17 protein-coding genes are annotated in these 20,810 nt (G+C 70.7%); 1 reads left to right on the top strand and 16 read right to left on the bottom strand.

Annotated elements, in window-relative coordinates; genetic code table 11:
* Positions 1 to 71: 71 nt before the first annotated feature.
* The 4 genes from ABZ876_RS07720 to ABZ876_RS07705 all read right to left on the bottom strand — a co-directional run bounded on the left by ABZ876_RS07720 (position 72) and on the right by ABZ876_RS07705 (position 4,223).
* Positions 72 to 539, bottom strand: coding sequence for a GNAT family N-acetyltransferase (locus ABZ876_RS07720; protein ID WP_361775914.1), 468 nt, complete (start codon positions 537 to 539; stop codon positions 72 to 74).
* Complete coding sequence (locus ABZ876_RS07715; protein ID WP_361775911.1) at positions 536 to 1,480, bottom strand: RluA family pseudouridine synthase; 945 nt, start codon at positions 1,478 to 1,480, stop codon at positions 536 to 538. Before ABZ876_RS07715 ends, ABZ876_RS07720 begins: the two co-directional genes overlap by 4 nt.
* Positions 1,481 to 1,590: 110 nt before the next feature.
* Complete coding sequence (lspA, locus tag ABZ876_RS07710) at positions 1,591 to 2,178, bottom strand: signal peptidase II (RefSeq protein WP_361775908.1); 588 nt, start codon at positions 2,176 to 2,178, stop codon at positions 1,591 to 1,593.
* Between the two features lie 80 nt (positions 2,179 to 2,258).
* Entirely contained in the window at positions 2,259 to 4,223 is a 1,965-nt protein-coding gene (locus ABZ876_RS07705; protein WP_361775905.1) for a TraR/DksA C4-type zinc finger protein, read from the bottom strand.
* Between the two features lie 623 nt (positions 4,224 to 4,846).
* Here ABZ876_RS07705 and ileS point away from each other — a divergent pair.
* Complete coding sequence (gene ileS, locus ABZ876_RS07700) at positions 4,847 to 7,978, top strand: isoleucine--tRNA ligase (RefSeq protein ID WP_361775902.1); 3,132 nt, start codon at positions 4,847 to 4,849, stop codon at positions 7,976 to 7,978.
* Between the two features lie 204 nt (positions 7,979 to 8,182).
* On the opposite strand, the gene ABZ876_RS07695 is transcribed toward ileS, so the two are convergent.
* The 12 genes from ABZ876_RS07695 to murF all read right to left on the bottom strand — a co-directional run bounded on the left by ABZ876_RS07695 (position 8,183) and on the right by murF (position 20,809).
* The gene (locus tag ABZ876_RS07695; protein ID WP_361775899.1) at positions 8,183 to 9,349 is read right to left on the bottom strand and encodes a DivIVA domain-containing protein; all 1,167 of its coding nucleotides are present in this window, start codon (positions 9,347 to 9,349) and stop codon (positions 8,183 to 8,185) included.
* 52 nt (positions 9,350 to 9,401) lie between these two features.
* Positions 9,402 to 9,692, bottom strand: a complete 291-nt coding sequence (locus tag ABZ876_RS07690) for a YggT family protein (RefSeq protein WP_234515022.1) — start codon at positions 9,690 to 9,692, stop codon at positions 9,402 to 9,404.
* 50 nt (positions 9,693 to 9,742) lie between these two features.
* On the bottom strand, positions 9,743 to 10,384 hold the full coding sequence (gene sepF / locus ABZ876_RS07685; RefSeq protein WP_361775896.1) for a cell division protein SepF: 642 nt from the start codon (positions 10,382 to 10,384) through the stop codon (positions 9,743 to 9,745).
* Between the two features lie 129 nt (positions 10,385 to 10,513).
* Positions 10,514 to 11,233, bottom strand: coding sequence for a YggS family pyridoxal phosphate-dependent enzyme (locus tag ABZ876_RS07680; RefSeq protein ID WP_361775893.1), 720 nt, complete (start codon positions 11,231 to 11,233; stop codon positions 10,514 to 10,516).
* Between the two features lie 6 nt (positions 11,234 to 11,239).
* Complete coding sequence (pgeF, locus tag ABZ876_RS07675) at positions 11,240 to 11,968, bottom strand: peptidoglycan editing factor PgeF (RefSeq protein ID WP_361775890.1); 729 nt, start codon at positions 11,966 to 11,968, stop codon at positions 11,240 to 11,242.
* Positions 11,965 to 13,158: a cell division protein FtsZ gene (gene ftsZ / locus ABZ876_RS07670; protein WP_361775887.1), complete on the bottom strand. Its 1,194-nt coding sequence runs from the start codon at positions 13,156 to 13,158 to the stop codon at positions 11,965 to 11,967. Before ftsZ ends, pgeF begins: the two co-directional genes overlap by 4 nt.
* Positions 13,159 to 13,437: 279 nt before the next feature.
* Positions 13,438 to 14,223, bottom strand: a complete 786-nt coding sequence (locus ABZ876_RS07665; RefSeq protein WP_361775884.1) for an FtsQ-type POTRA domain-containing protein — start codon at positions 14,221 to 14,223, stop codon at positions 13,438 to 13,440.
* Positions 14,224 to 14,311: 88 nt separating this feature from the next.
* Positions 14,312 to 15,406: an undecaprenyldiphospho-muramoylpentapeptide beta-N-acetylglucosaminyltransferase gene (gene murG / locus ABZ876_RS07660; RefSeq protein ID WP_361775881.1), complete on the bottom strand. Its 1,095-nt coding sequence runs from the start codon at positions 15,404 to 15,406 to the stop codon at positions 14,312 to 14,314.
* A 6-nt stretch (positions 15,407 to 15,412) separates the two neighbouring features.
* Positions 15,413 to 16,771 carry a putative lipid II flippase FtsW gene (gene ftsW / locus ABZ876_RS07655; RefSeq protein WP_361775878.1) on the bottom strand — a complete coding sequence of 453 codons (1,359 nt, stop codon included), beginning with the start codon at positions 16,769 to 16,771 and terminating at the stop codon, positions 15,413 to 15,415.
* A gap of 128 nt (positions 16,772 to 16,899) precedes the next feature.
* Entirely contained in the window at positions 16,900 to 18,327 is a 1,428-nt protein-coding gene (gene murD, locus ABZ876_RS07650) for a UDP-N-acetylmuramoyl-L-alanine--D-glutamate ligase (RefSeq protein WP_361775875.1), read from the bottom strand.
* On the bottom strand, positions 18,309 to 19,382 hold the full coding sequence (mraY, locus tag ABZ876_RS07645) for a phospho-N-acetylmuramoyl-pentapeptide-transferase (protein WP_234514993.1): 1,074 nt from the start codon (positions 19,380 to 19,382) through the stop codon (positions 18,309 to 18,311). Before mraY ends, murD begins: the two co-directional genes overlap by 19 nt.
* Positions 19,379 to 20,809: a UDP-N-acetylmuramoyl-tripeptide--D-alanyl-D-alanine ligase gene (murF, locus tag ABZ876_RS07640; RefSeq protein WP_361775872.1), complete on the bottom strand. Its 1,431-nt coding sequence runs from the start codon at positions 20,807 to 20,809 to the stop codon at positions 19,379 to 19,381. The genes mraY and murF overlap by 4 nt, the downstream gene beginning before the upstream one ends.
* Position 20,810 lies beyond the last annotated feature (1 nt).

Below are 20,810 nucleotides of genomic sequence, written 5' to 3'. Positions count from 1 at the left end.
GTTCGACGTTCACACAGCGGACTTCAAGTCTGCTGTGTCACTCCTTCCCCCCCTGCCCCCCGCGGATCAGGTCACACGGGTCGTCGCATCGCCCGGTGCCGTATCCCGGCGTCGGGGAACTCCGGACCGTACGCCGCATAGCCGAGCCGTTCGTAGAAGCCCAGGGCGTGGGTCTGTGCATGCAGGTCGACCGCGGTCAGGCCCCGCGCGCGTGCGGCGTCCTCGATCGCACGCACCAGCGCCGCGCCGACGCCCAGACCGCGGGCCTCCCGGGTCACCGCGAGCCGCCCGAGGCAGCCCACGGACGGGTCGCCGCCGGTCTTCCCCGCGGCCGCCTCCCCGTACAGCAGCCGGCCCGTGCCGAGCGGCACCCCGTCCTGCCGTACCGCGAGCACATGGACGGCGTCGGCGTCGTGGGCGTCGTACTCGATGTCCTCGGCGACGCCCTGCTCGCGGACGAAGACTTCCTGGCGCACCGCGAAGCACGCCTCGCGGTCGGCGGGGCCCTCGGCGAGGCGCACCGCGAACGCGGCGCTCACGCCCAGCTCTCCTCGCGCACCTTGTCCAGCGCCGTCTGCAGGTCGGGGGGGTAGACGCTCTCGAACTCCACCCACTGTCCGTCCGCAGGGTGCTCGAAGCCGAGGCGCACCGCGTGCAGCCACTGCCGGGTCAGGCCGAGCCGCTTGGCGATCGTGGGGTCCGCGCCGTAGGTCAGGTCGCCGACGCACGGGTGGCGGTGGGCGGCCATGTGGACGCGGATCTGGTGGGTGCGCCCGGTCTCCAGCTTGACGTCGAGCAGGGAGGCGGAGCGGAACGCCTCGATCAGGTCGTAGTGCGTGACGGAGGGCTTGCCGTCGGCCGTGACCGCCCACTTGTAGTCGTGGTTCGGGTGGCGGCCGATGGGCGCGTCGATGGTGCCGCTGGTCGGGTCGGGGTGGCCCTGGACGAGGGCGTGGTAGCGCTTGTCGACCGTGCGCTCCTTGAACTGGCGCTTGAGCAGCGTGTACGCGTGCTCCGACTTGGCCACCACCATCAGGCCCGACGTGCCGACGTCGAGGCGGTGCACGATGCCCTGGCGCTCGGCGGCGCCCGAGGTCGAGATGCGGTACCCGGCGGCGGCGAGGCCGCCGATCACGGTGGGGCCCGACCAGCCGGGCGACGGGTGCGCGGCCACACCGATCGGCTTGACGATGACGACCACGTCCTCGTCGTCGTGCACGATCTCCATGCCCTCGACCGGCTCGGCGACCACCTGCACCGGCGCGGGCGCATGCGGCATCTCCACCTCGAGCCAGGCGCCGCCGCGCACCCGCTCCGACTTGCCGACCACGGCGCCGTCGACCTGCACCTTGCCCGCCGCGGCCAGCTCCGCAGCCTTCGTACGGGAGAAGCCGAACATGCGGGAGATGGCGGCGTCGACGCGCTCGCCCTCCAGGCCGTCGGGCACGGACAGGGTACGGATCTCGGGAAGCGTGCTCACCCGTCGAGTATGCCGGACGGGTCCGACAGCCCCGTACGAGAGTCCCGGCGGGGGGTCCCGGGGGAAGCCCGGGCAGGGTCCCGGGGGGAGCCCGGGCAGGGTCCCGGGGGTCAGTCCTTGTGGACCGTTCCGTCCGGGTCGAGGCCGCGGAAGGACAGCAGCACGATCAGGATGCCGCCGCAGACGATCGCGGAGTCGGCGAGGTTGAACACGGCGAAGCCCTTGGGCGCGATGAAGTCGACCACCGCGCCCTTGAAGACGCCCGGCGAGCGGAAGAGCCGGTCGGTGAGGTTGCCGAGGGCGCCGCCGAGCAGCAGCCCGAGCGCGATCGCCCAGGGCAGGCTGTAGAGCTTGCGGGCGAGCCGGGCGATCACCACGATCACGGCGGCGGCGATCAACGTGAAGATCACGGTGAAGGCCTGGCCGAAGCCGAAGGCGGCACCCGCGTTGCGGATCGCCTCCAGTCGCAGCCAGTCCCCGACGATGCGGATCGGCGCGTGGTGCTCCAGCTTGGCGACGACGGCCAGCTTGCTGACCAGGTCGAGGACGTAGGCGAGGGCGGCGACCGCGAACAGGACCGCCATCCGGCGCCTGCGCCGGGGGGCCTCGGTGGCACCGGCTCCCGGCGCCCGCGCCCCGGCGCCCTCTGGCGCGTCTGGGATATCCGGCGTACCGATGATGCGCTCCGCCTCTGCCACGTGAGTCCCTCAACCTAGATACCTGACCGAGGACGAGACTACGGCACGACCCGGCCGGACCCGATGTCCAGGAGGCGCCGTCAGCGGCGTTCCTGCTTCTGCTTGCACTCCACGCAGAGCGTGGCGCGCGGAAATGCCTGCATACGGGCCTTGCCGATGGGGTTGCCGCAGTTCTCGCACAGTCCGTAGGTGCCGGCGTCGAGGCGGTCCAGGGCCCGCTCGGTCTGTTCGACCATCTCGCGTGCGTTGGCGGCGAGCGCCATCTCGTGCTCGCGCGTGATGTTCTTGGTGCCGGTGTCGGCCTGGTCGTCGCCGGCTCCGTCACCCGAGTCCCTCATCAGGCCGACCAGCGCCTGCTCCGAGGCGTCGATCTCGCCGCGCAGACGCGTCGCGTCGCTCTCCAGCTCCGCGCGTGCCTCGGCGACCTCCTCGGGGGTCCAGGGGGCCTCGCCGGGGCGCACCGCCAGTTCATCGGGCTCGGCCGCGGCCAGCCGTGCCTTGGGGACCGCCGAGGGGGTCGTCGCCGCCGTGGCCGTGCCAGGAGTCTTCTTCGCAACCACCGTCGTGGCTCCCGTCTGCTCCGCGGCCTTGCCAGCACCCGCCTTCTTGGCCGTGCTCTTCTTGGCCGCACTCTGTGTGAGGGTGCTCTTCGTGGCGCCGCGCTTCACAGCGGCGCTCTTGCCGGCGCCGGCCCCGGCCGGGGCCGTCTTCCCGGTGCCGGCCGCCCGGGCCACCGCCTTCTCGTCGACGGCCGTCTCGGCCACCGCCCGCTCGGTGGCGGCGATGGCCTTCTTCGTCGCCTTTGCGGTGACCGTGCGCGCCGCCGCCTTCTTGCCGGCGGTGGCCTTCTTCGCCGCCGGCCGCTTGGGACCGCCTTTCTCCCTGGCCGCCCTGGTGCGAACGTCGGCCGCCCGGGCGGAGGCGGCCGCTTCCTCGGCCGCCCTCTTCGAGGACGCCTTCCGGGATGCCTTCGCCTCCCTCGGGGGAGGCGCTTTCCCGGCCACGGCCTTCGCGGCGCGCGTCTCCTTCGCGACCGTCTCCCCGGTCGTCTCCCCGGTCGCCTTCTTCGCGGCCGTCTCCACGGCGGAGCCCCCGGTCGCGGCCTTCTTCCCGGCCGCCGTCTCGCCTGCCACGGCCTTCTTGGCCACCGCCCTCTGGGCTCCGGACTTCTTGGCTACGGACCTCTTGGCTTCTACGGACTTCTCGGCCACCGTCTTCTCGGCAGCCGCGTCCTTGGCAGCCGCCTTCTTCCCCGCGGCCCCCTTGGCAGCCGCCTTCTTGGCCGCCGCCTCCCTGGCCGCGGTTTTCTTGACCGCAATCCCTCTGGCAGCCGTCTTCTTGGCGGCCGTCTTCTTGACCGAGCCGCCCTTCGCAGCCGTCTTCCCGACAGCCGCCGTCCCGGCGGCCGCCTTCTCGGGCGCCTCCCCGGAGGCGGCTTCCCCGGCGCCCGCCTGCTTTGCCCCGGCCACCCTGCCGGCGGCGGTCCTCCCGACCGCCGCTTCTGCGCAGGAGCGCGCCTTCCCTGCCGCCGTCCTCCCCGAAGCGGTCTTCTCGTCATCTGCCGCGCCCGCGGCAGCCGCACGCCCGGCGGACTTCCCCGTGGTGGCCGTCCTGCGGGCGGCCTTCGTGCCGCCCGGCTTCGTGGCTCCGGTCTTCCCGGCGGCGGCCCCGGTGGTACGGGTCTTCGCCGTGGCCGGCCGCGCGACGGTCCCCGCCGACACCCTGGCCGCCTCCGTCGAAGCCCTCCCCGCGACGCCCGCCGCCTCACTACGAGCCGTTACCCCGGCGGCCGGCTCCTCGGTCGCCGGCCTTTCCGCGGCCGTCGAGCTCACGGCGATCCCCGGGCTCGCGACGGCCGTGCCCGTGCGGCCGGCCCCGGCGGCAGCCGCACGCAGCGCCTTCACCGACTTGGCCGTACTCCTCGCCGATGCGCTGCGGGTGTTCTGCCTGCCGTTCACTTCCCTGGCCGCCACACCGCGGGAGGCAGCCGCAGCCGTGGATCTACCGGACGCCGACTGCTGTACGGCGGTCTTTTTCTCCACCATGGCCGCGGCCCCTTCACATATTGTGATCTTGCGCGCGAATCGTGCTGGGACGATAAATCGACTTCTGGCCCGCGGCAACGGGGCACGCCAGCGATTCGCCCGCCACGCGTGTGCGGCGCGACGAGCCTGCATCCGTTGTGCCCAGCTCTCCGCCCGGTAATCCGCCGGGACCGGAGCGCCGGAATCCGGGAGCCCCCACCTCCCCATTCGGGTCATCCAGCGCCCCCCGGTGGCCCTGGCCTCCGAAGGAGCGAAACCGGTCGGCCGTCGTGCGTGCGGCGCCGTACACTGGGCGGAGCGAAAAGCGTGGATGGGGACGAGTAGCGGCGTACGCAGCCCAGAGCGACCCGGGGACGGTGGGAGCCCGGGGGCGAGCACGACGTGAAGATCACCCCGGAGCCGCCGGAAGAAAGTCCTGGACCGTGGCCCGCCCACGGGCCGCCCAGGGCCGGTAGAACCGGCATCGCGACCCAATGAGGGGGCTCACCGGAGCGTACGGTGCACCGGGGAGCCAAGGAGGGTGGTACCGCGGGAGCGCGCCGCACACGGCGTACGGAGAATTCAGCGAATTCCCGGCTCTCGTCCCTCCGACGGAAGGCAGTACGTCCGCCGGAGGAAGATCCATGACGCAGTACCGCCAGGTGCCCGCCCAGGTCGACCTGCCCGCACTCGAGCACGCCGTGCTCGACTTCTGGCGCGAGCAGAAGATCTTTGCCAAGAGCCTGGAGCAGTCCGAGGGCCGCCCCGAATGGGTGTTCTATGAGGGCCCGCCCACGGCGAACGGCATGCCGGGTGCCCACCACATCGAGGCCCGCGTCTTCAAGGACGTCTTCCCGCGCTTCCGCACGATGCGCGGGTACCACGTGGGCCGCAAGGCCGGCTGGGACTGCCACGGCCTTCCGGTGGAGCTGGCGGTCGAGAAGGAACTCGGCTTCAGCGGCAAGCAGGACATCGAGGCGTACGGCATCGCCGAGTTCAACGCCAAGTGCCGCGCGTCGGTGACCCGCCACACCGACGCCTTCGCCGAGCTGACGACCCGCATGGGCTACTGGGTCGACCTGGACGACGCCTACCGGACGATGGACCCCGAGTACATGGAGTCCGTCTGGTGGTCCCTGAAGGAGATCTTCGACAAGGGGCTGCTGGTCCAGGACCACCGCGTCGCCCCCTGGTGCCCCCGCTGCGGCACCGGTCTGTCGGACCACGAGCTGGCGCAGGGCTACGAGACGGTCGTCGACCCGTCGGTCTATGTCCGTTTCCCGCTCACCTCCGGTCCGCTGGCCGGACAGGCCGCGCTCCTGGTGTGGACGACGACCCCGTGGACGCTGGTCTCCAACACCGCGGTCGCCGCGCACCCCGAGGTCACCTACGTCGTCGCGACCGACGGCGAGGAGAAGCTCGTCGTCGCCGAGCCGCTCGTCGGAAAGGCGCTCGGCGAGGGCTGGGAGACCACGGGCCAGTCCTTCACCGGCGCCGAGATGGAGCGCTGGACGTATCAACGTCCGTTCGAGCTGGTCGGGTTCCCCGAGCCCGCCCACTACGTGGTCAACGCCGACTACGTCACCACCGAGGACGGTACGGGTCTGGTCCACCAGTCCCCCGCCTTCGGTGAGGACGACCTGAAGGTCTGCCGCGCGTACGGCCTGCCGGTCGTCAACCCCGTCCGCCCCGACGGCACCTTCGAGGAGGACGTCCCCCTGGTCGGCGGCATCTTCTTCAAGAAGGCGGACGAAAAGCTCACCGAGGACCTCCAGCAGCGCGGCCTGCTCTTCAGGCACATCCCGTACGAGCACAGCTACCCGCACTGCTGGCGCTGCCACACCGCGCTCCTCTACTACGCGCAGCCGTCCTGGTACATCCGCACCACCGCCATCAAGGACCGTCTACTCCAGGAGAACGAGAAGACCAACTGGTACCCGGACACGGTCAAGCACGGCCGGTACGGCGACTGGCTGAACAACAACATCGACTGGGCGCTGTCCCGCAACCGCTACTGGGGCACCCCGCTGCCGATCTGGCGCTGCGAGGACGACCACCTCACCTGCGTCGGCTCCCGCGCGGAGCTGACCGAGCTGACCGGCACCGACCAGTCCGGCCTCGACCCGCACCGCCCGTTCATCGACGAGGTCACCTTCGGCTGCCCGCAGTGCGGCAAGACGGCCACCCGGGTCCCGGAGGTCATCGACGCCTGGTACGACTCCGGCTCGATGCCGTTCGCGCAGTGGGGCTACCCGTACAAGAACAAGGAACTGTTCGAGTCCCGCTACCCGGCGCAGTTCATCTCCGAGGCCATCGACCAGACCCGCGGCTGGTTCTACACGCTGATGGCCGTCGGCACCCTGGTGTTCGACCAGTCGTCGTACGAGAACGTCGTCTGCCTCGGCCACATCCTCGCCGAGGACGGCCGCAAGATGTCCAAGCACCTGGGCAACATCCTTCAGCCGATCCCGCTCATGGACCAGCACGGCGCCGACGCGGTCCGCTGGTTCATGGCCGCGGGCGGCTCCCCCTGGGCGGCCCGCCGGGTGGGCCACGGCACGATCCAGGAGGTCGTCCGCAAGACGCTGCTGACGTACTGGAACACGGTCGCCTTCCAGGCCCTGTACGCCCGCACGTCGGGCTGGGCCCCCGGCGAGGCCGACCCCGCGCCCGCCGACCGCCCGGTCCTGGACCGCTGGCTGCTCTCCGAGCTTCACGCGCTCACCGACCAGGTGACCGAGGCCCTGGAGAGCTACGACACCCAGCGCGCCGGCAAGCTGCTGTCCGCGTTCGTCGACGACCTGTCGAACTGGTACGTCCGCCGCTCCCGCCGCCGCTTCTGGCAGGGCGACAAGGCCGCGCTGCGCACCCTGCACGAGGTCCTCGAGACGGTCACGAAGCTGATGGCCCCGATCACCCCGTTCATCACCGAGCGGGTCTGGCAGGACCTTGTCGTGCCGGTGACCCCGGGCGCCCCGGAGTCGGTGCACCTGGCCACCTGGCCCGAGGCGGACCTGTCCGCGATCGACCCGGAGCTGTCCCGCCAGATGGTGCTGGTGCGCCGGCTCGTCGAGCTGGGCCGCGCCACGCGCGCGGAGTCGGGCGTCAAGACGCGTCAGCCGCTGTCCCGCGCGCTGGTAGCGGTGGCCGGCTTCGAGACGCTGGACCGGGAGCTGCACACGCAGATCACCGAGGAGCTGAACGTCGAGGGTCTCGCGTCGCTGAGCGAGGTCGGCGGCAGCCTGGTCGACACGACGGCGAAGGCGAACTTCCGCGCGCTCGGCAAGCGTTTCGGCAAGCGCGTCCAGGACGTGGCCAAGGCGATCGCGAACGCCGACGCGCCGGCGCTGTCCCTGGCGCTGCGCGAGGGCACCGCGACGGTGGAGGTCGACGGCGAGACGGTCACCCTCGCCCCCGACGAGGTGATCATCACGGAAACCCCGCGCGAGGGCTGGTCGGTGGCGTCCGACTCCGGCGCGACGGTCGCCCTCGACCTGGAGATCACCGAGGAGCTGCGGCAGGCGGGCCTCGCGCGTGACGCGATCCGGCTGATCCAGGAGGCCCGCAAGAACAGCGGCCTCGACGTCGCCGACCGCATCGCGCTCCGCTGGACCTCGACGGACACGGCGGTCATCGCGGCCCTGACCGAACACTCGGGTCTGATCGCCGACGAGGTCCTCGCCACGGAGTTCGGCCAGGGCGAGGCGGACGACACCTACGGGGAGCCGTTCACCGACGACTCCCTGAGCCTCACGTTCCGCCTGCGCAAGGCGTAGCGGCCCGCACGAGGGCCCGGGCCCGCCGTGAAATCCCGGCGGGCCCGGGCCTTCGGCGTTGCGTCCACACGCACAACCGCTCCCGCGGCCGAACAGATGGGGCAAAACCCCCGAACGCGCGTAGCACAAGGGCGGGGCCCCGGATCACTCGATCCGGGGCCCCGCCCTGAAACGCTGCCGACACCTACGGCTGACTCATGAACGTCAGTTGTCGTCCTCGTCGATGAGGAAACCGCGCATCGGCGAGGGAGCCTGGCCCATCGGCGAGGGGCCCTGCGGACGCACCGGCGCCATCGGCTGGGTCATCGCCGGGGACATCTGCTGCTGGCCGCCGTAGGACGGAGCGGACGGAGCCGGGGCGCCACCCATCGTCTGGTTGCCGCCGTACGACGGGGCGCTCGCGCCCGCCGGAGCCATCGACGGCGCCGACGGCGACGGCAGGGACGCCGTGGCCGGGGTGCGCGGCGGGGCCAGCGAGTCGTCGGCCTGGGTCTCCAACTGGCGCAGCTGCGACTCCAGGTAGGACTTCAGACGGGTGCGGTACTCGCGCTCGAAGCCGCGCAGGTCCTCGACCTTGCGCTCCAGCGTGGCGCGGGCGGACTCCAGGGAGCCCATCGCGACACGGTGCTTCTCCTGCGCGTCCCGCTCCAGGGCGTCGGCCTTGGCCCGGGCGTCGCGCTCCAGACCCTCGGCACGGCTGCGGGCCTCACCGACGATCTTGTTGGCCTCGGAGCGGGCCTCGGCGATCGCCTGGTCGGCGGTCTGCTGGGCCAGCGAGAGGACACGCGCGGCGCTGTCGCCGCCGGGACCCTGACCGGGCATGCCCGGACCGCCCATGGGGCCGCCCATCGGACCGCCCATGGGGCCGCCCATCTGCTGCTGCATCGGGGGCTGACCCCCCATCGGCCCCTGACCCATCGGACCCTGACCCATCGGGCCGGGCCCCTGGGGACCACCCTGACCGCCGCCGGGGCCGGCAGGCAGCTGCGGGGCACCGCTCGGCAGCTGGGGCGGGCCACCCATGGGGCCGCCCATCTGCTGCTGCGGCGGGCCCGATATCCCGGCGGGCACGGGCGCGCCGGGACCGCGCATGCCCTGCTGAGGCATGCCCTGCTGGGGCATCCCCTGCTGGGGCATTCCCTGCGGCTGGTCCTGCGGCTCCGGAGGCTTCCGCATGTTCTGCTGGTTCTGCGCGGCGGCACGCGTCGCGGCGGCCAGCTTGGCGCGCAGATCCTCGTTCTCACGGAGCAGACGGGTCAGTTCGGATTCGACCTCGTCGAGGAAGGCATCGACCTCGTCCTCGTCATAGCCTTCTCGGAGGCGGACGGTCGTGAACTGCTTGTTCCGCACGTCCTCGGGGGTCAACGGCATCTCTTCACCTCAACGTAGTCATCGGCAGTCGGCAAGACCGTATCGTCCACATTCACCTCGCGAGGTTGCCCACGATGGAGATCAGGATGTAGACGATGATCATCAGTACGAAGAAGGACAGGTCGAGCGCCACGCCCCCGAGACGCAGCGGCGGGATGAACCGCCGCAGAAGCTTCAGCGGTGGATCAGTGACAGTGTAGGTGGCCTCCAGAACGACCACCATCGCCTTGCCGGGTTGCCATGAGCGGGCGAACTGGAAGACGTAGTCCATGACCAACCGGAAAATCAGCACGACGAGGAAGCACATCAGCGCGATGTAGACAACCTCCAGGAACACGCCCATGATCCGTGCTTCCCTCTCCCCTGTTCCGTGCCCTATTCCGGTGGTGCGTCTCAGCTCTGGTTGAAGAACCCGCCCTCTGCGATGCGGGCCTTGTCCTCCGCCGTGACATCGACGTTAGCAGGCGACAACAGGAACACCTTCTGCGTCACCCGCTCGATGCTGCCGTGAAGACCAAACACCAATCCAGCCGCAAAGTCGACAAGTCGCTTCGCATCTGTGTCGTCCATCTCAGTCAGATTCATGATCACCGGCGTGCCCTCACGGAAGTGTTCCCCGATGGTACGGGCCTCGTTGTAGGTCCGGGGGTGAAGCGTGGTGATCCGGTACGGCTCTCGTTCGGACACGACCTTTGGCATGATCACCGGTGCGTTCTTCTCCAGGCTCTGACGTTCTTGTGTGATGGATGCCACGGGAGCGATCCGGGCAGGACGCCCGGATTCCGCGGGCAGCGAAGGGGAATGGGACACCGGGTCGCGCTGCGCCGGCGGCTGAACCACTCGTACCGATTCGTCCCGTTGCGGCTGAAGTGCCTGGTGCGGCTGGTGAGACGGCTCGTGCCGCCTGCGGTCCCGCTCCGGTTCCGGGTCGAGCTCGGGCTCGAAGTCGTCGTCGGGATCGAATCCCCGGCCGTCGTACCCATCGTCCTCCACGAGGCCGAGGTAGACCGCCATCTTGCGCATCGCGCCGGCCATGCTCTGAGTCCTCCGCTCTGTGGTGGATCGGCTGACGACTGCCAAGTCCCCGCGATCCACGAGGTCGTTTCGCCCGCCTATCAGCGGTAATGACCATATTTTCTGCTGTGGTCCGACTTCTTGGCGACGTTACCCGAGCCTGGGGCGGACTCCGAGTACCGCAGTGCCGACGCGCACATGTGTCGCCCCGGCGGCCACGGCCTGTTCGAGGTCCGCACTCATCCCTGCCGAAACCATGGTTGCAGCCGGATGGGCTCGGCGCAGGTCGGTCGACAAATCCATCAACCGCTCGAACGCCGCCTGTTGACGCCCCGCGTACTCCCCGGTGAGCGGGGCCACGGTCATCAGGCCGTCCAGCCGCAGTCCCGGGGCGCTCGCGACGAGGTCGCCCAACTCTTCGATTCCCTCGGGCCCCACTCCGCCCCGCTCGCCTCGCCCGCCCTCACCCGCGTCCAGTGCGACCTGGATGAGGCAGCCGACCTCGCGCCCGGCCCGCACGGCCTCCTTCGACAGCGCCGTGACGAGCCGGGAACGATCGACGGACTGCACAAGGCCCGCATAACCGACCACGGACCGTACCTTGTTGGTCTGCAACTGGCCGACAAAGTGCCAGGTAAGCGGCAGATCCGAGCATGCCGCAGCCTTGGGCGCCGCGTCCTGGTCGCGGTTCTCGGCGACGTCGCGCACACCGAGCTCCGACAGAATCCGCACATCACTCGCGGGATAGGTCTTGGTGACCACGATCAGGGTCACCTCCTCCCGCTTGCGCCCGGCGGCCCGGCAGGCGGCCGCGATGCGCTCCTCGACCTGCGCGAGGTTCGCGGAGATTTGTTCCTTACGGTCCGTCATGCCCCATCAGTCCAGCCAGACATAGCCCGCGAGCCGTCCCGTGGTCCGGTCGCGGCGGTACGAGAAGTGGTCGCCCGACTCGAGTGTGCACACCGGCGACTGCGCCCGGTCGCGCACCCCGAGCCGTTCGAGCTGCGCGTGCACGCCGGCGGTCACATCGACCGCGGGAGTGCCCCAGCTCGTCTCGGAGTGCGCCGTCGGCTCGACGGCGGACACCTCGGCGCGCATCGCGTCCGGCACCTCGTAGCACCGGCCGCAGACCGCGGGACCCGTGCGGGCGACGATCCGGGACGGCTCGGCGCCCAGTTCCATCATCGCGCGGACGGCCGCGGGGACCACCCCGGCGACCATGCCGGGCCGGCCCGCGTGGGCGGCGGCCGCGACCCCGGCGACGGGGTCGGCCAGCAGGACGGGAGTGCAGTCGGCGGTGAGTACTGCGAGGGCGAGGCCGCGCCGTACGGTGACGACCGCGTCGACCTCGGGCGCCGTCCTTGCGCCCCACGGCTCGTCGACCACGGCCACGTCCCGGCCGTGCACCTGGTTCATCCAGACCACGCGGGCGGGGTCGAGCCCCAGTGACCTCGCGGCCAGCTCCCGATTGGTCCGGACGGCCTCGGGGCCGTCGCCGACCGCGCCGCCGAGATTGAGCTCCTCGTACGGAGCGGCGCTCACCCCGCCCCACCGGTCGGTGAAGGCGAAGTGCGCGCCGCTCGCGGTCTCGCGCTGTCCTATCACTTCAGGAAGTCCGGCACGTCCAGCTCCTCGGCCGCGCTGTCCGAGTAGGTCCGCGACGGCGGGATGGGCGGCGGGGAGACCGGGAGCTCGCTCACGGGCTCCGGAGCGGGCTCCGGCACCTCCTTGGGCGTGACGCTGCCGAGCGAGCCGAAGGACGGACGGCTCTCGGCGGGGCGCGCCGGCGTGGGCTCCTCGCGCCGCGCCGCGGAGGAGCCGAGGACGTTCTCCCGCTTGGCCGGGGGCTGGCCACCGTCGAAGCCGGCGGCGATCACGGTGACCCGCACCTCGTCGCCGAGGGCGTCGTCGATCACGGCGCCGAAGATGATGTTGGCCTCGGGGTGCGCGGCCTCGCTCACCAGCTGGGCGGCCTCGTTGATCTCGAAGAGGCCGAGGTCGGAGCCGCCGGAGATGGACAGCAGCACACCGCGGGCGCCGTCGATGGACGCCTCGAGCAGCGGCGAGGAGATCGCCATCTCGGCCGCGGCCACCGCGCGGTCGTCGCCGCGGGCCGAGCCGATGCCCATGAGGGCGGAACCGGCCTCGGACATCACGGACTTGACGTCGGCGAAGTCCAGGTTGATCAGACCGGGGGTGGTGATGAGGTCGGTGATGCCCTGAACACCGGAGAGCAGGACCTGGTCGGCCGACTTGAAGGCGTCGAGGACGGAGACCTGGCGGTCCGAGATGGACAGCAGTCGGTCGTTCGGGATGACGATGAGGGTATCGACCTCTTCGCGAAGCTCGGCGATGCCGTCCTCGGCCTGGTTGGCGCGGCGCCGTCCCTCGAAGGTGAACGGGCGCGTGACCACGCCGATGGTGAGGGCACCCAGCGAACGCGCGATGTTGGCCACCACGGGCGCGCCGCCGGTGCCGGTGCCGCCGCCTTCACCGGCCGTCACGAAGACCATGTCGGCCCCCTTGAGGACCTCCTCGATCTCCTCGCGGTGGTCCTCGGCGGCCTTGCGGCCGACGGCCGGGTTGGCGCCGGCGCCCAGTCCGCGGGTGAGTTCACGGCCGACGTCGAGCTTGACGTCGGCGTCGCTCATCAACAGAGCTTGCGCGTCGGTGTTGATGGCGATGAACTCGACGCCCTTGAGACCGACCTCGATCATCCGGTTGATGGCATTGACACCACCGCCGCCGACACCGATGACCTTGATGACTGCGAGGTAGTTCTGCGGTGCTGCCACGTCGAAGGCCTCTCGCCTCGAATTACGTTGCCGTCGCCCCACGGGTGCCCCGCGGTCCGACGGCAGATGCCGAATGGGACGGTCCGAACGCCGACCCGAACCCTCACCCTGAAGTTTAGGGTTACCAGTGTGTCTGTTCCTTGGACTCTTCCGAACAGGACACTAAGTCGACAAGTGGCGCACGTACAACGAACACGCCGAACCTCCCGTTTTTCTTTTCACCCTATGTGATCAGCCATAGCAGTGCCCAACCAGGGTGCTGGCCTGCGCTGATGTGCGTCAACTCCCCGATGACGCGGGGGCGGTGGGAACACTCACGTCGAAGTGCCGGGCGTGGGGGGCGGCTTTCATCAGCGCGCTCAGCGTCACCGCCTTCGCATGGCCCTTCTCCCCGCTGCCCCACAGCACGGTCCGGCCGTCGCCCAGCTCCAGCGAGATGGAGTCGTAGGTACGGACCTTGACGGTCCGGGTGTCACGGGCGACGGCGGCCGGAACGGCCTGGGCCACGCGGACCGCCTCGCGCACCAGCCGGTCGGTGCCGAAGCGCCGGGGCCCGGCCGAACGGGGCGGCTCCAGCTCCAGTGCGGGGACCCCCTTGGGCGCCTGCGGCACCGTGGCGAACCGCACGCCCTCCCGGTCCACTTCGTCGAACTTCGCGCCGTTTCGGATGAGCAGAACCGGAGTACGTTCGGTCACGTTCAGTCCGATCCCGTGGGGCCAGGAACGGACGACGTCCACCGAGTCGACACGGGGGAGTTTCCGGCGCAGACGGGCCCCGATCGCGTCGGTGTCCAGGGAGATCAGGGGCGTGCCGAGCCGTACGCCGGCCGCCTGGCGCACCTGCGCCGGGGTCAGCACCCTCGTCCCGGAGACGGAGACCCGCTGAACGCGCAGCCACGGAGAGCCGTACAGAAGCCAGATGGCGCCGCCACCCGCCAACACCACCACCAGCAAAAGGATGATGAGCATACGAAGGCGGAGAAGTCGCCCGCGCCGGGGCGGCGGGGGCGGGCCGGAATCCGCCTGCCGCCGTCTGCCGCGCTCGGCGGTCGTCGGTCCGGCCACGCGCCCTCCTTGTTCCTGGCTCGGTTCTCCCCCAGCCTTCGGCCGGGGGCACCCCCACGGGCGCCGCTTCGGCCCATGCGCCGATGCGTTACCGGTGCTGACGCGAGGCGATCGCCTCGTACACCATGCCGACGAGCAGGTCGTCGGCGTCCCGGCGGCCGAACTCGCTGGCGGCACGGGACATCTGGTACAGACGGTGCGGATCGGCGAGCACCGGCAGGACGTTCTGCTGGACCCACTCGGGCGTCAGCTCCGCGTCGTCGACCAGCAGCCCGCCGCCGGCCTTGACCACCGGCTGGGCGTTCAGCCGCTGTTCGCCGTTGCCGATCGGCAGCGGGACGTAAGCGGCCGGGAGCCCCACGGCGGACAACTCGGCGACGGTCATCGCGCCCGCGCGGCAGAGCATCATGTCGGCCGCGGCGTACGCGAGGTCCATCCGGTCCACGTACGGTACCGGGATGTAGGGGGGCATCCCCGGCATCTGGTGCACCTGCGGCAGTTCGTTCTTCGGGCCTACCGCGTGCAGGATCTGGATGCCGGACTGCTGGAGGTACGGGGCGACCTGCTGGACCACCTCGTTGAGCCGGCGGGCGCCCTGCGAACCGCCGGAGACCAGCAGCGTCGGCAGGTTCGGGTCGAGTCCGAACGCGGCGCGGGCCTCCGGGCGCACGGCGGCGCGGTCCAGGGTGGCGATGGCGCGGCGCAGCGGAATGCCGATGTAGCGGGCGCCGCGCAGCTTGCTGTCCGGCGTGGAGACGGCGACCTGGGCCGCGTACCGCGAGCCGATCTTGTTGGCCAGGCCGGGCCGCGCATTGGCCTCGTGGATCACGATCGGCACGCCGAGGCGCTTGGCGGCCAGATAGCCGGGCAGCGCCACATAGCCGCCGAAACCGACGACCACGTCCGCCTTGGTGCGCTCGAGGATCTGCTCGGCCGCCTTGATCGTGCCGCGCAGCCGCCCGGGAACGGTGATCAGCTCGGGGGTCGGCTTACGCGGCAGGGGAACCGCGGGGATCAGCGCGAGTTCATAGCCCCGCTCGGGTACGAGCCGGGTCTCCAGGCCGCGCTCCGTGCCCAGGGCCGTGATCCCCACGGTCGGATCCTGCCTGCGCAGGGCGTCCGCGAGGGCGAGCGCGGGCTCGATGTGGCCGGCGGTCCCCCCACCGGCGAGTACGACATGCACCGAAATTCACCGCTCTCCGGACGAGCGCGCCACCGAGGCGCGCCGTCGCATCGTGTTCCATCTCCGAGGCCCCCGGTCAGACACAGAGCCTCCCGCCCGCTTTCTACCAAAGCGAGGTTGCCGCAGCGCAAGCGCCGCCCGCGCACCGGGCTCGTCACGCGCGAAGGCGATCAGCAGCCCGATGGCGAACATGGTCGGCAGCAGGGCGGATCCTCCGTAGGAGAACAGCGGGAGCGGGACGCCGGCGATCGGCAGCAGACCGAGCACCGCGCCGATGTTGATCACCGCCTGCGCGGTGATCCAGGTCGTCACGCCTCCCGCGGCATACCTCACAAAGGGGTCCTCCGTGCGTCCGGCCACGCGGATACCCGCATAGCCTAGAGCCGCGAACAGGGCGAGCACCGACAGTGTCCCCGCGAGACCCAGTTCCTCACCGGTGACGGCGAAGATGAAGTCGGTGTGCGCTTCGGGGAGTTGACCCCATTTCTCCACGCTCGCACCGAGGCCGGAGCCGAAGATTCCGCCCGACGCGAGCGCATAGATGCCGTGCACACCCTGCCAGCAGATGTCCTTCGGACCCGGGTCGGTGGCGCCGATGCAGGCGAGCCGGTTCAAGCGGTGCGGGCTGGTCTCGATGGCGATGGCGCCGAGCACCAGGGCGACGGTCAGCACACCGGCGAACAGCCGCGTGGGCGCTCCGGCCAGCCACAGCAGCCCGAACAGGATCGCAGTCAGGATGATCGTCGTCCCCATGTCCCCGCCCAGCATGATCAGCCCGAGCAGCATGAACGTCACGGGGACCAGCGGCACCAGCATGTGCTTCCACTGCGCCAGCAGCCGCTTGTCCTGCTTGCGGGCGATCAGATCGGCCCCCCACAGCACCAGGGCGAGCTTGCCGAACTCACTGGGCTGGATCTGGAAGGAGCCGCCGAGCGAGATCCAGTTCTGGTTGCCGTTGACCGCCATCCCTATCCCGGGCACCTGCACCAGGACCAGCAGGCAGACGGCTCCCGCGAGGATCGGATAGGCCAGCGCCCGGTGCAGCTTCACGGGCATCCGCGAGGCGAGGAGCAGCAGCAGGGCACCGAGGGACGCCGCGAGGAACTGCTTGCGGAAGAAGTACGAGCCAGGCAGCGACATCTGCAGCGCGGTGATCTGCGAGGCCGAGTAGACCATCACCAGGCCCAGCACGGTGATCAGCAGACTGCCGCCGAGGATCAGGTAGTAGGCGGTGAGCGGCCGGTCCCAGGCGCGCCGCGCCCGCGTGACGAACCGGGCGACCGGATTCTCCTGCGAGGACCGGTCGCCGGAGGGCCGTTTGGGGGCGCGCCGGGCGGGCGGACGGCTCGTTCGGCTACTGGGCATCGGCGCTCACTTCCCTGCCGTGGCACGGCACCGTGCCATCGGCACAAAGCCGCCGGCGATGCCCCGGCCACATCCGAGTCACGCGTCCCTCCAAGGGTCCCGAAACACCGCCGTGGCCGAGCCCGCCGTCAGGCGCCGGCGGCGCCGAGTTCGCGCACCGCCTCGGCGAAGGCGTCGCCGCGCTGGTTGTAGTTGGCGAACATGTCCATGGAGGCACAGGCCGGCGCCAGCAACACCGTGTCGCCCGCCCCGGCCAGCCGTCGAGCCTCCCGCACAGCCGCGCGCATCGCCCCAGTGTCGGTCCGTTCGAGGTCGACGACGGGTACTTCGGGCGCGTGTCGCGCGAGGGCTTCACGGATCAGCGCGCGGTCCGCGCCGATGAGCACCACACCCTTCAGCCGCTTCGCGGCCCCCGTGACCAGTTCGTCGAAGGTGGCGCCCTTGGCGAGTCCGCCCGCGATCCACACGATCGACTCGTACGCCGCCAACGAGGCTTCCGCGGCATGCGTGTTGGTGGCCTTGGAGTCGTCGATGTACGCGACGCCGTCCAGGTCCGCCACGTGCGCGATGCGGTGCGCGTCCGGGGTGAAGGACCGCAGACCGTCCCGTACGGCCTGGGCGGGCACCCCGAAGGCGCGCGCGAGGGCCGCGGCGGCAAGGGCGTTGGCGACGTTGTGCGGGGCCGGCGGGTTCACGTCGGAGACCTCGGCGAGCTCCTGCGCGTTCTTGTGCCGGTGCTCGACGAAGGCACGGTCGACCAGGATGCCGTCCACGACGCCGAGTTGGGAGGGCGCGGGTGTGCCCAAAGTGAAGCCGATGGCCCGGCAGCCCTCCTCGACGTCCGCCTCGCGCACCAGGTCCTCGGTCGCTTTGTCGGCGACGTTGTAGACACAGGCGACCCGATTGCCCTCGTAGACACGGCCCTTGTCGGCGGCGTACGCCTCCATGGAGCCGTGCCAGTCCAGGTGGTCGGGCGCCAGGTTGAGCACCGCGGCGGAGTGGGCGCGCAGCGACGGCGCCCAGTGGAGCTGGTAGCTCGACAATTCCACTGCCAGGACGTCGTACCGCTCCTCGCCGAGGACGACGTCCAGCAGCGAGACCCCGATGTTGCCGACGGCGGCCGTGCGCAGGCCCGCCGCCTTCAGGATGGAGGCGAGCATCTGCACGGTCGTGGTCTTGCCGTTGGTGCCCGTGACCGCGAGCCAGGGGGCCGCGTCGGGCCCGCGCAGTTGCCATGCCAGCTCGACGTCGCCCCAGACCGGGACGCCCGCCTCGGCCGCCGCGGCGAACAGCGGCTTGTCGGGCTTCCAGCCGGGCGCGGTGACGATCAGCTCGGTGCCCTCGGGCAGGGTGGCGCCGTCACCGAGGCGCACGGTGACGCCGAGCGCCCGAAGCTCCGCGGCCTGCGCCCGGGCCCGCTCGTCGTCGCCGTCGTTGACGACGGTCACGACCGCGCCGAGCCCGTGCAGCACCTTGGCCGCCGGCACGCCGGAGACGCCGAGCCCCGCGACGGTGACGTGCTTTCCCTGCCAGTCGGTCACTTTTCCGCTGCCCATCCCGCGTAGAAGATGCCAAGTCCCACAATTACGCAGATGCCCTGAATGATCCAGAAGCGGACCACGACGAGAACCTCGGACCAGCCCTTCAGCTCGAAGTGATGCTGGAGCGGGGCCATCCGGAAGACGCGCTTTCCGGTCAGCCGGAACGAGCCGACCTGGATGACCACCGACATGGTGATCAGGACGAAGAGACCGCCCAGCAGCGCGAGCAGCAGCTCGGTGCGGGAGCAGATCGCGAGACCGGCGAGCGCACCGCCCAGGGCCAGCGAACCCGTGTCACCCATGAAGATCTTGGCGGGCGACGTGTTCCACCACAGGAAGCCGAGGCAGGCACCCATCAGCGCGGAGGAGACGACCGCCAGGTCGAGCGGGTCGCGTACCTCGTAGCAGGCGGCCGGGTTGGTCAGGGTCTGCGCGTTGGCGCAGGACTCCTGGAACTGCCAGACGCCGATGAACGTGTACGCGCCGAAGACGAGCACGGAGGCGCCGGTGGCGAGGCCGTCGAGACCGTCGGTGAGGTTCACGCCGTTCGACATGGCGAGGATCATGAAGATCGCCCAGACCACGAAGAGCACCGGGCCGATGGTCCAGCCGAAGTCCTGCACGAAGGAAAGCTTGGTGGAGGCCGGGGTGTTGCCGCGGGCGTCGGCGAACTGGAGCGCCAGCACGGCGAAGGCGATGCCGACGATCAGCTGGCCGGCCATCTTCGCCTTGGCCCGCAGACCGAGCGAACGCCGCTTGACGATCTTGATGTAGTCGTCGAGGAAGCCGACCAGGCCCATGCCGGCCATCAGGCCGAGCACCAGCACTCCGGAGAAGGTCGGCGGCTTGCCGGTGATCACCTTGGACAGGAAGTACGCGGCGATCGTCGCCAGGATGAAGGCGATACCACCCATGGTCGGCGTACCGCGCTTGCTGTGGTGCTCGCGCGGGCCGTCGTCGCGGATGTACTGGCCGTAGCCCTTGCGGGCCAGCAGCTTGATCAGCAGCGGAGTGCCGATCAGCGTGAAAAAGAGGCCAATGACTCCTGCGAACAGGATCTGCTTCATCATCGGGCGGCAACCTCACCCTCGGCACCGGTCTCGAGCAGCGCCTGCGCCACGCTCTCGAGCCCGACCGACCGGGACGCCTTCACGAGTACGACGTCTCCCGGGCGCAACTCGCTGCGCAACAGGTCGACCGCCGCCTGTGCGTCGGACACGTGCACCGACTCCTCACCCCACGAACCCTCGTTATATGCGCCCAGTTGCAGCCAGGACGCTTCCCTGTCCCCGACCGCGACGAGCTTGCTGACGTTGAGCCGGACGGCCAGCCGTCCGACCGCGTCGTGCTCGGCGAGCGCCTCGTCCCCGAGCTCGGCCATCTTGCCGAGCACCGCCCACGTCCGTCCCCCCCTGGCCCGTGAGGCCTCGCCCATGGCTGCCAGCGCGCGCAGGGCGGCCCGCATGGACTCGGGATTGGCGTTGTAGGCGTCGTTGACGATCGTCACGCCGTCCGGGCGCTCGGTGACCTCCATACGCCAGCGGGAGAGGGAGCCCGCCTCGGAGAGCGCGGTGGCGATCTCTTCCGCGGACATGCCCAGCTCATGGGCGACGGCGGCCGCGGCGAGCGCGTTCGACACGTGGTGCTCACCGTACAGGCGCATGGTCACATCGCTGCACCCGGAGGGTGTGTGAAGACTGAAGGCGGGCTGTCCGGTGTCCGTGAGTCGCACGTTCTCGGCGCGTACGTCCGCTTCGCCGGACTCTCCGAAAAGGATCACCTTCGCCGTCGTACGGGACGCCATGGCGCGTACGAGCGGATCGTCGGCGTTGAGGACCGCGACGCCGCCCTCGTCCTTGGAAGGCAGGCTCTCGACCAGTTCGCCCTTGGCCTGTGCGATCTGCTCCCGGCCGCCGAACTCGCCGATATGGGCGGTGCCCACATTGAGCACCAGGCCGATCCTCGGCGGGGTCAGGCCGGTGAGGTAGCGGATGTGGCCGATGCCGCGGGCGCCCATCTCCAGGACGAGGAACCTGGTCTCCTCGGTGGCGCTGAGAGCGGTCAGCGGCAGCCCGATCTCGTTGTTGAGCGAGCCGGGCGTCCACACGGTCGGCGCCTTGTGCTGGAGCACCTGGGCGATGAGGTCCTTGGTGCTGGTCTTGCCCGCGGAGCCGGTCAGCGCCACGAGGGTGGCCCCGAGGCGCTGCACGACATGGCGGGCCAGGGCGCCGAGGGCGGTCTGGACATCGTCCACGACGATGGCCGGCACGCCGACCGGGCGGGACGCCAGCACGGCGACGGCTCCCTCCCGGACGACCGCCTGCGCGAAGTCGTGCCCGTCCACGCGTTCGCCGACGAAGGCGACGAAGAGGCTGCCGGGCCCCACCTCGCGGGAGTCCCGGACCACGGGCCCGGTGACCTGGACGGACGGATCCGGTATGTCATGCGTCTGCCCGCCGACGGCTTCTGCGATCTCGGCGAGGGAGAGGGCGATCACA

It is taken from the genome of Streptomyces sp. NPDC046931, assembly GCF_040644655.1.
In the GTDB taxonomy this organism is placed as follows: domain Bacteria; phylum Actinomycetota; class Actinomycetes; order Streptomycetales; family Streptomycetaceae; genus Streptomyces.
The sequence above is the reverse complement of the archived record's forward strand: the minus strand, read 5'-3'. Positions and strand labels throughout refer to the sequence as shown.

Coding starts and splice junctions, on each gene's coding strand:
- ABZ876_RS07695 (WP_361775899.1), bottom strand. CDS start 9,349: ATGCCGTTGACCCCCGAGGACGTGCGGAACAAGCAGTTCACGACCGTC.
- mraY (WP_234514993.1), bottom strand. CDS start 19,382: ATGATGAAGCAGATCCTGTTCGCAGGAGTCATTGGCCTCTTTTTCACG.
- sepF (WP_361775896.1), bottom strand. CDS start 10,384: ATGGCCGGCGCGATGCGCAAGATGGCGGTCTACCTCGGCCTCGTGGAG.
- ileS (WP_361775902.1), top strand. CDS start 4,847: ATGACGCAGTACCGCCAGGTGCCCGCCCAGGTCGACCTGCCCGCACTC.
- ABZ876_RS07690 (WP_234515022.1), bottom strand. CDS start 9,692: ATGGGCGTGTTCCTGGAGGTTGTCTACATCGCGCTGATGTGCTTCCTC.
- ABZ876_RS07680 (WP_361775893.1), bottom strand. CDS start 11,233: ATGACGGACCGTAAGGAACAAATCTCCGCGAACCTCGCGCAGGTCGAG.
- ABZ876_RS07705 (WP_361775905.1), bottom strand. CDS start 4,223: ATGGTGGAGAAAAAGACCGCCGTACAGCAGTCGGCGTCCGGTAGATCC.
- ftsW (WP_361775878.1), bottom strand. CDS start 16,771: ATGCCCAGTAGCCGAACGAGCCGTCCGCCCGCCCGGCGCGCCCCCAAA.
- murD (WP_361775875.1), bottom strand. CDS start 18,327: ATGGGCAGCGGAAAAGTGACCGACTGGCAGGGAAAGCACGTCACCGTC.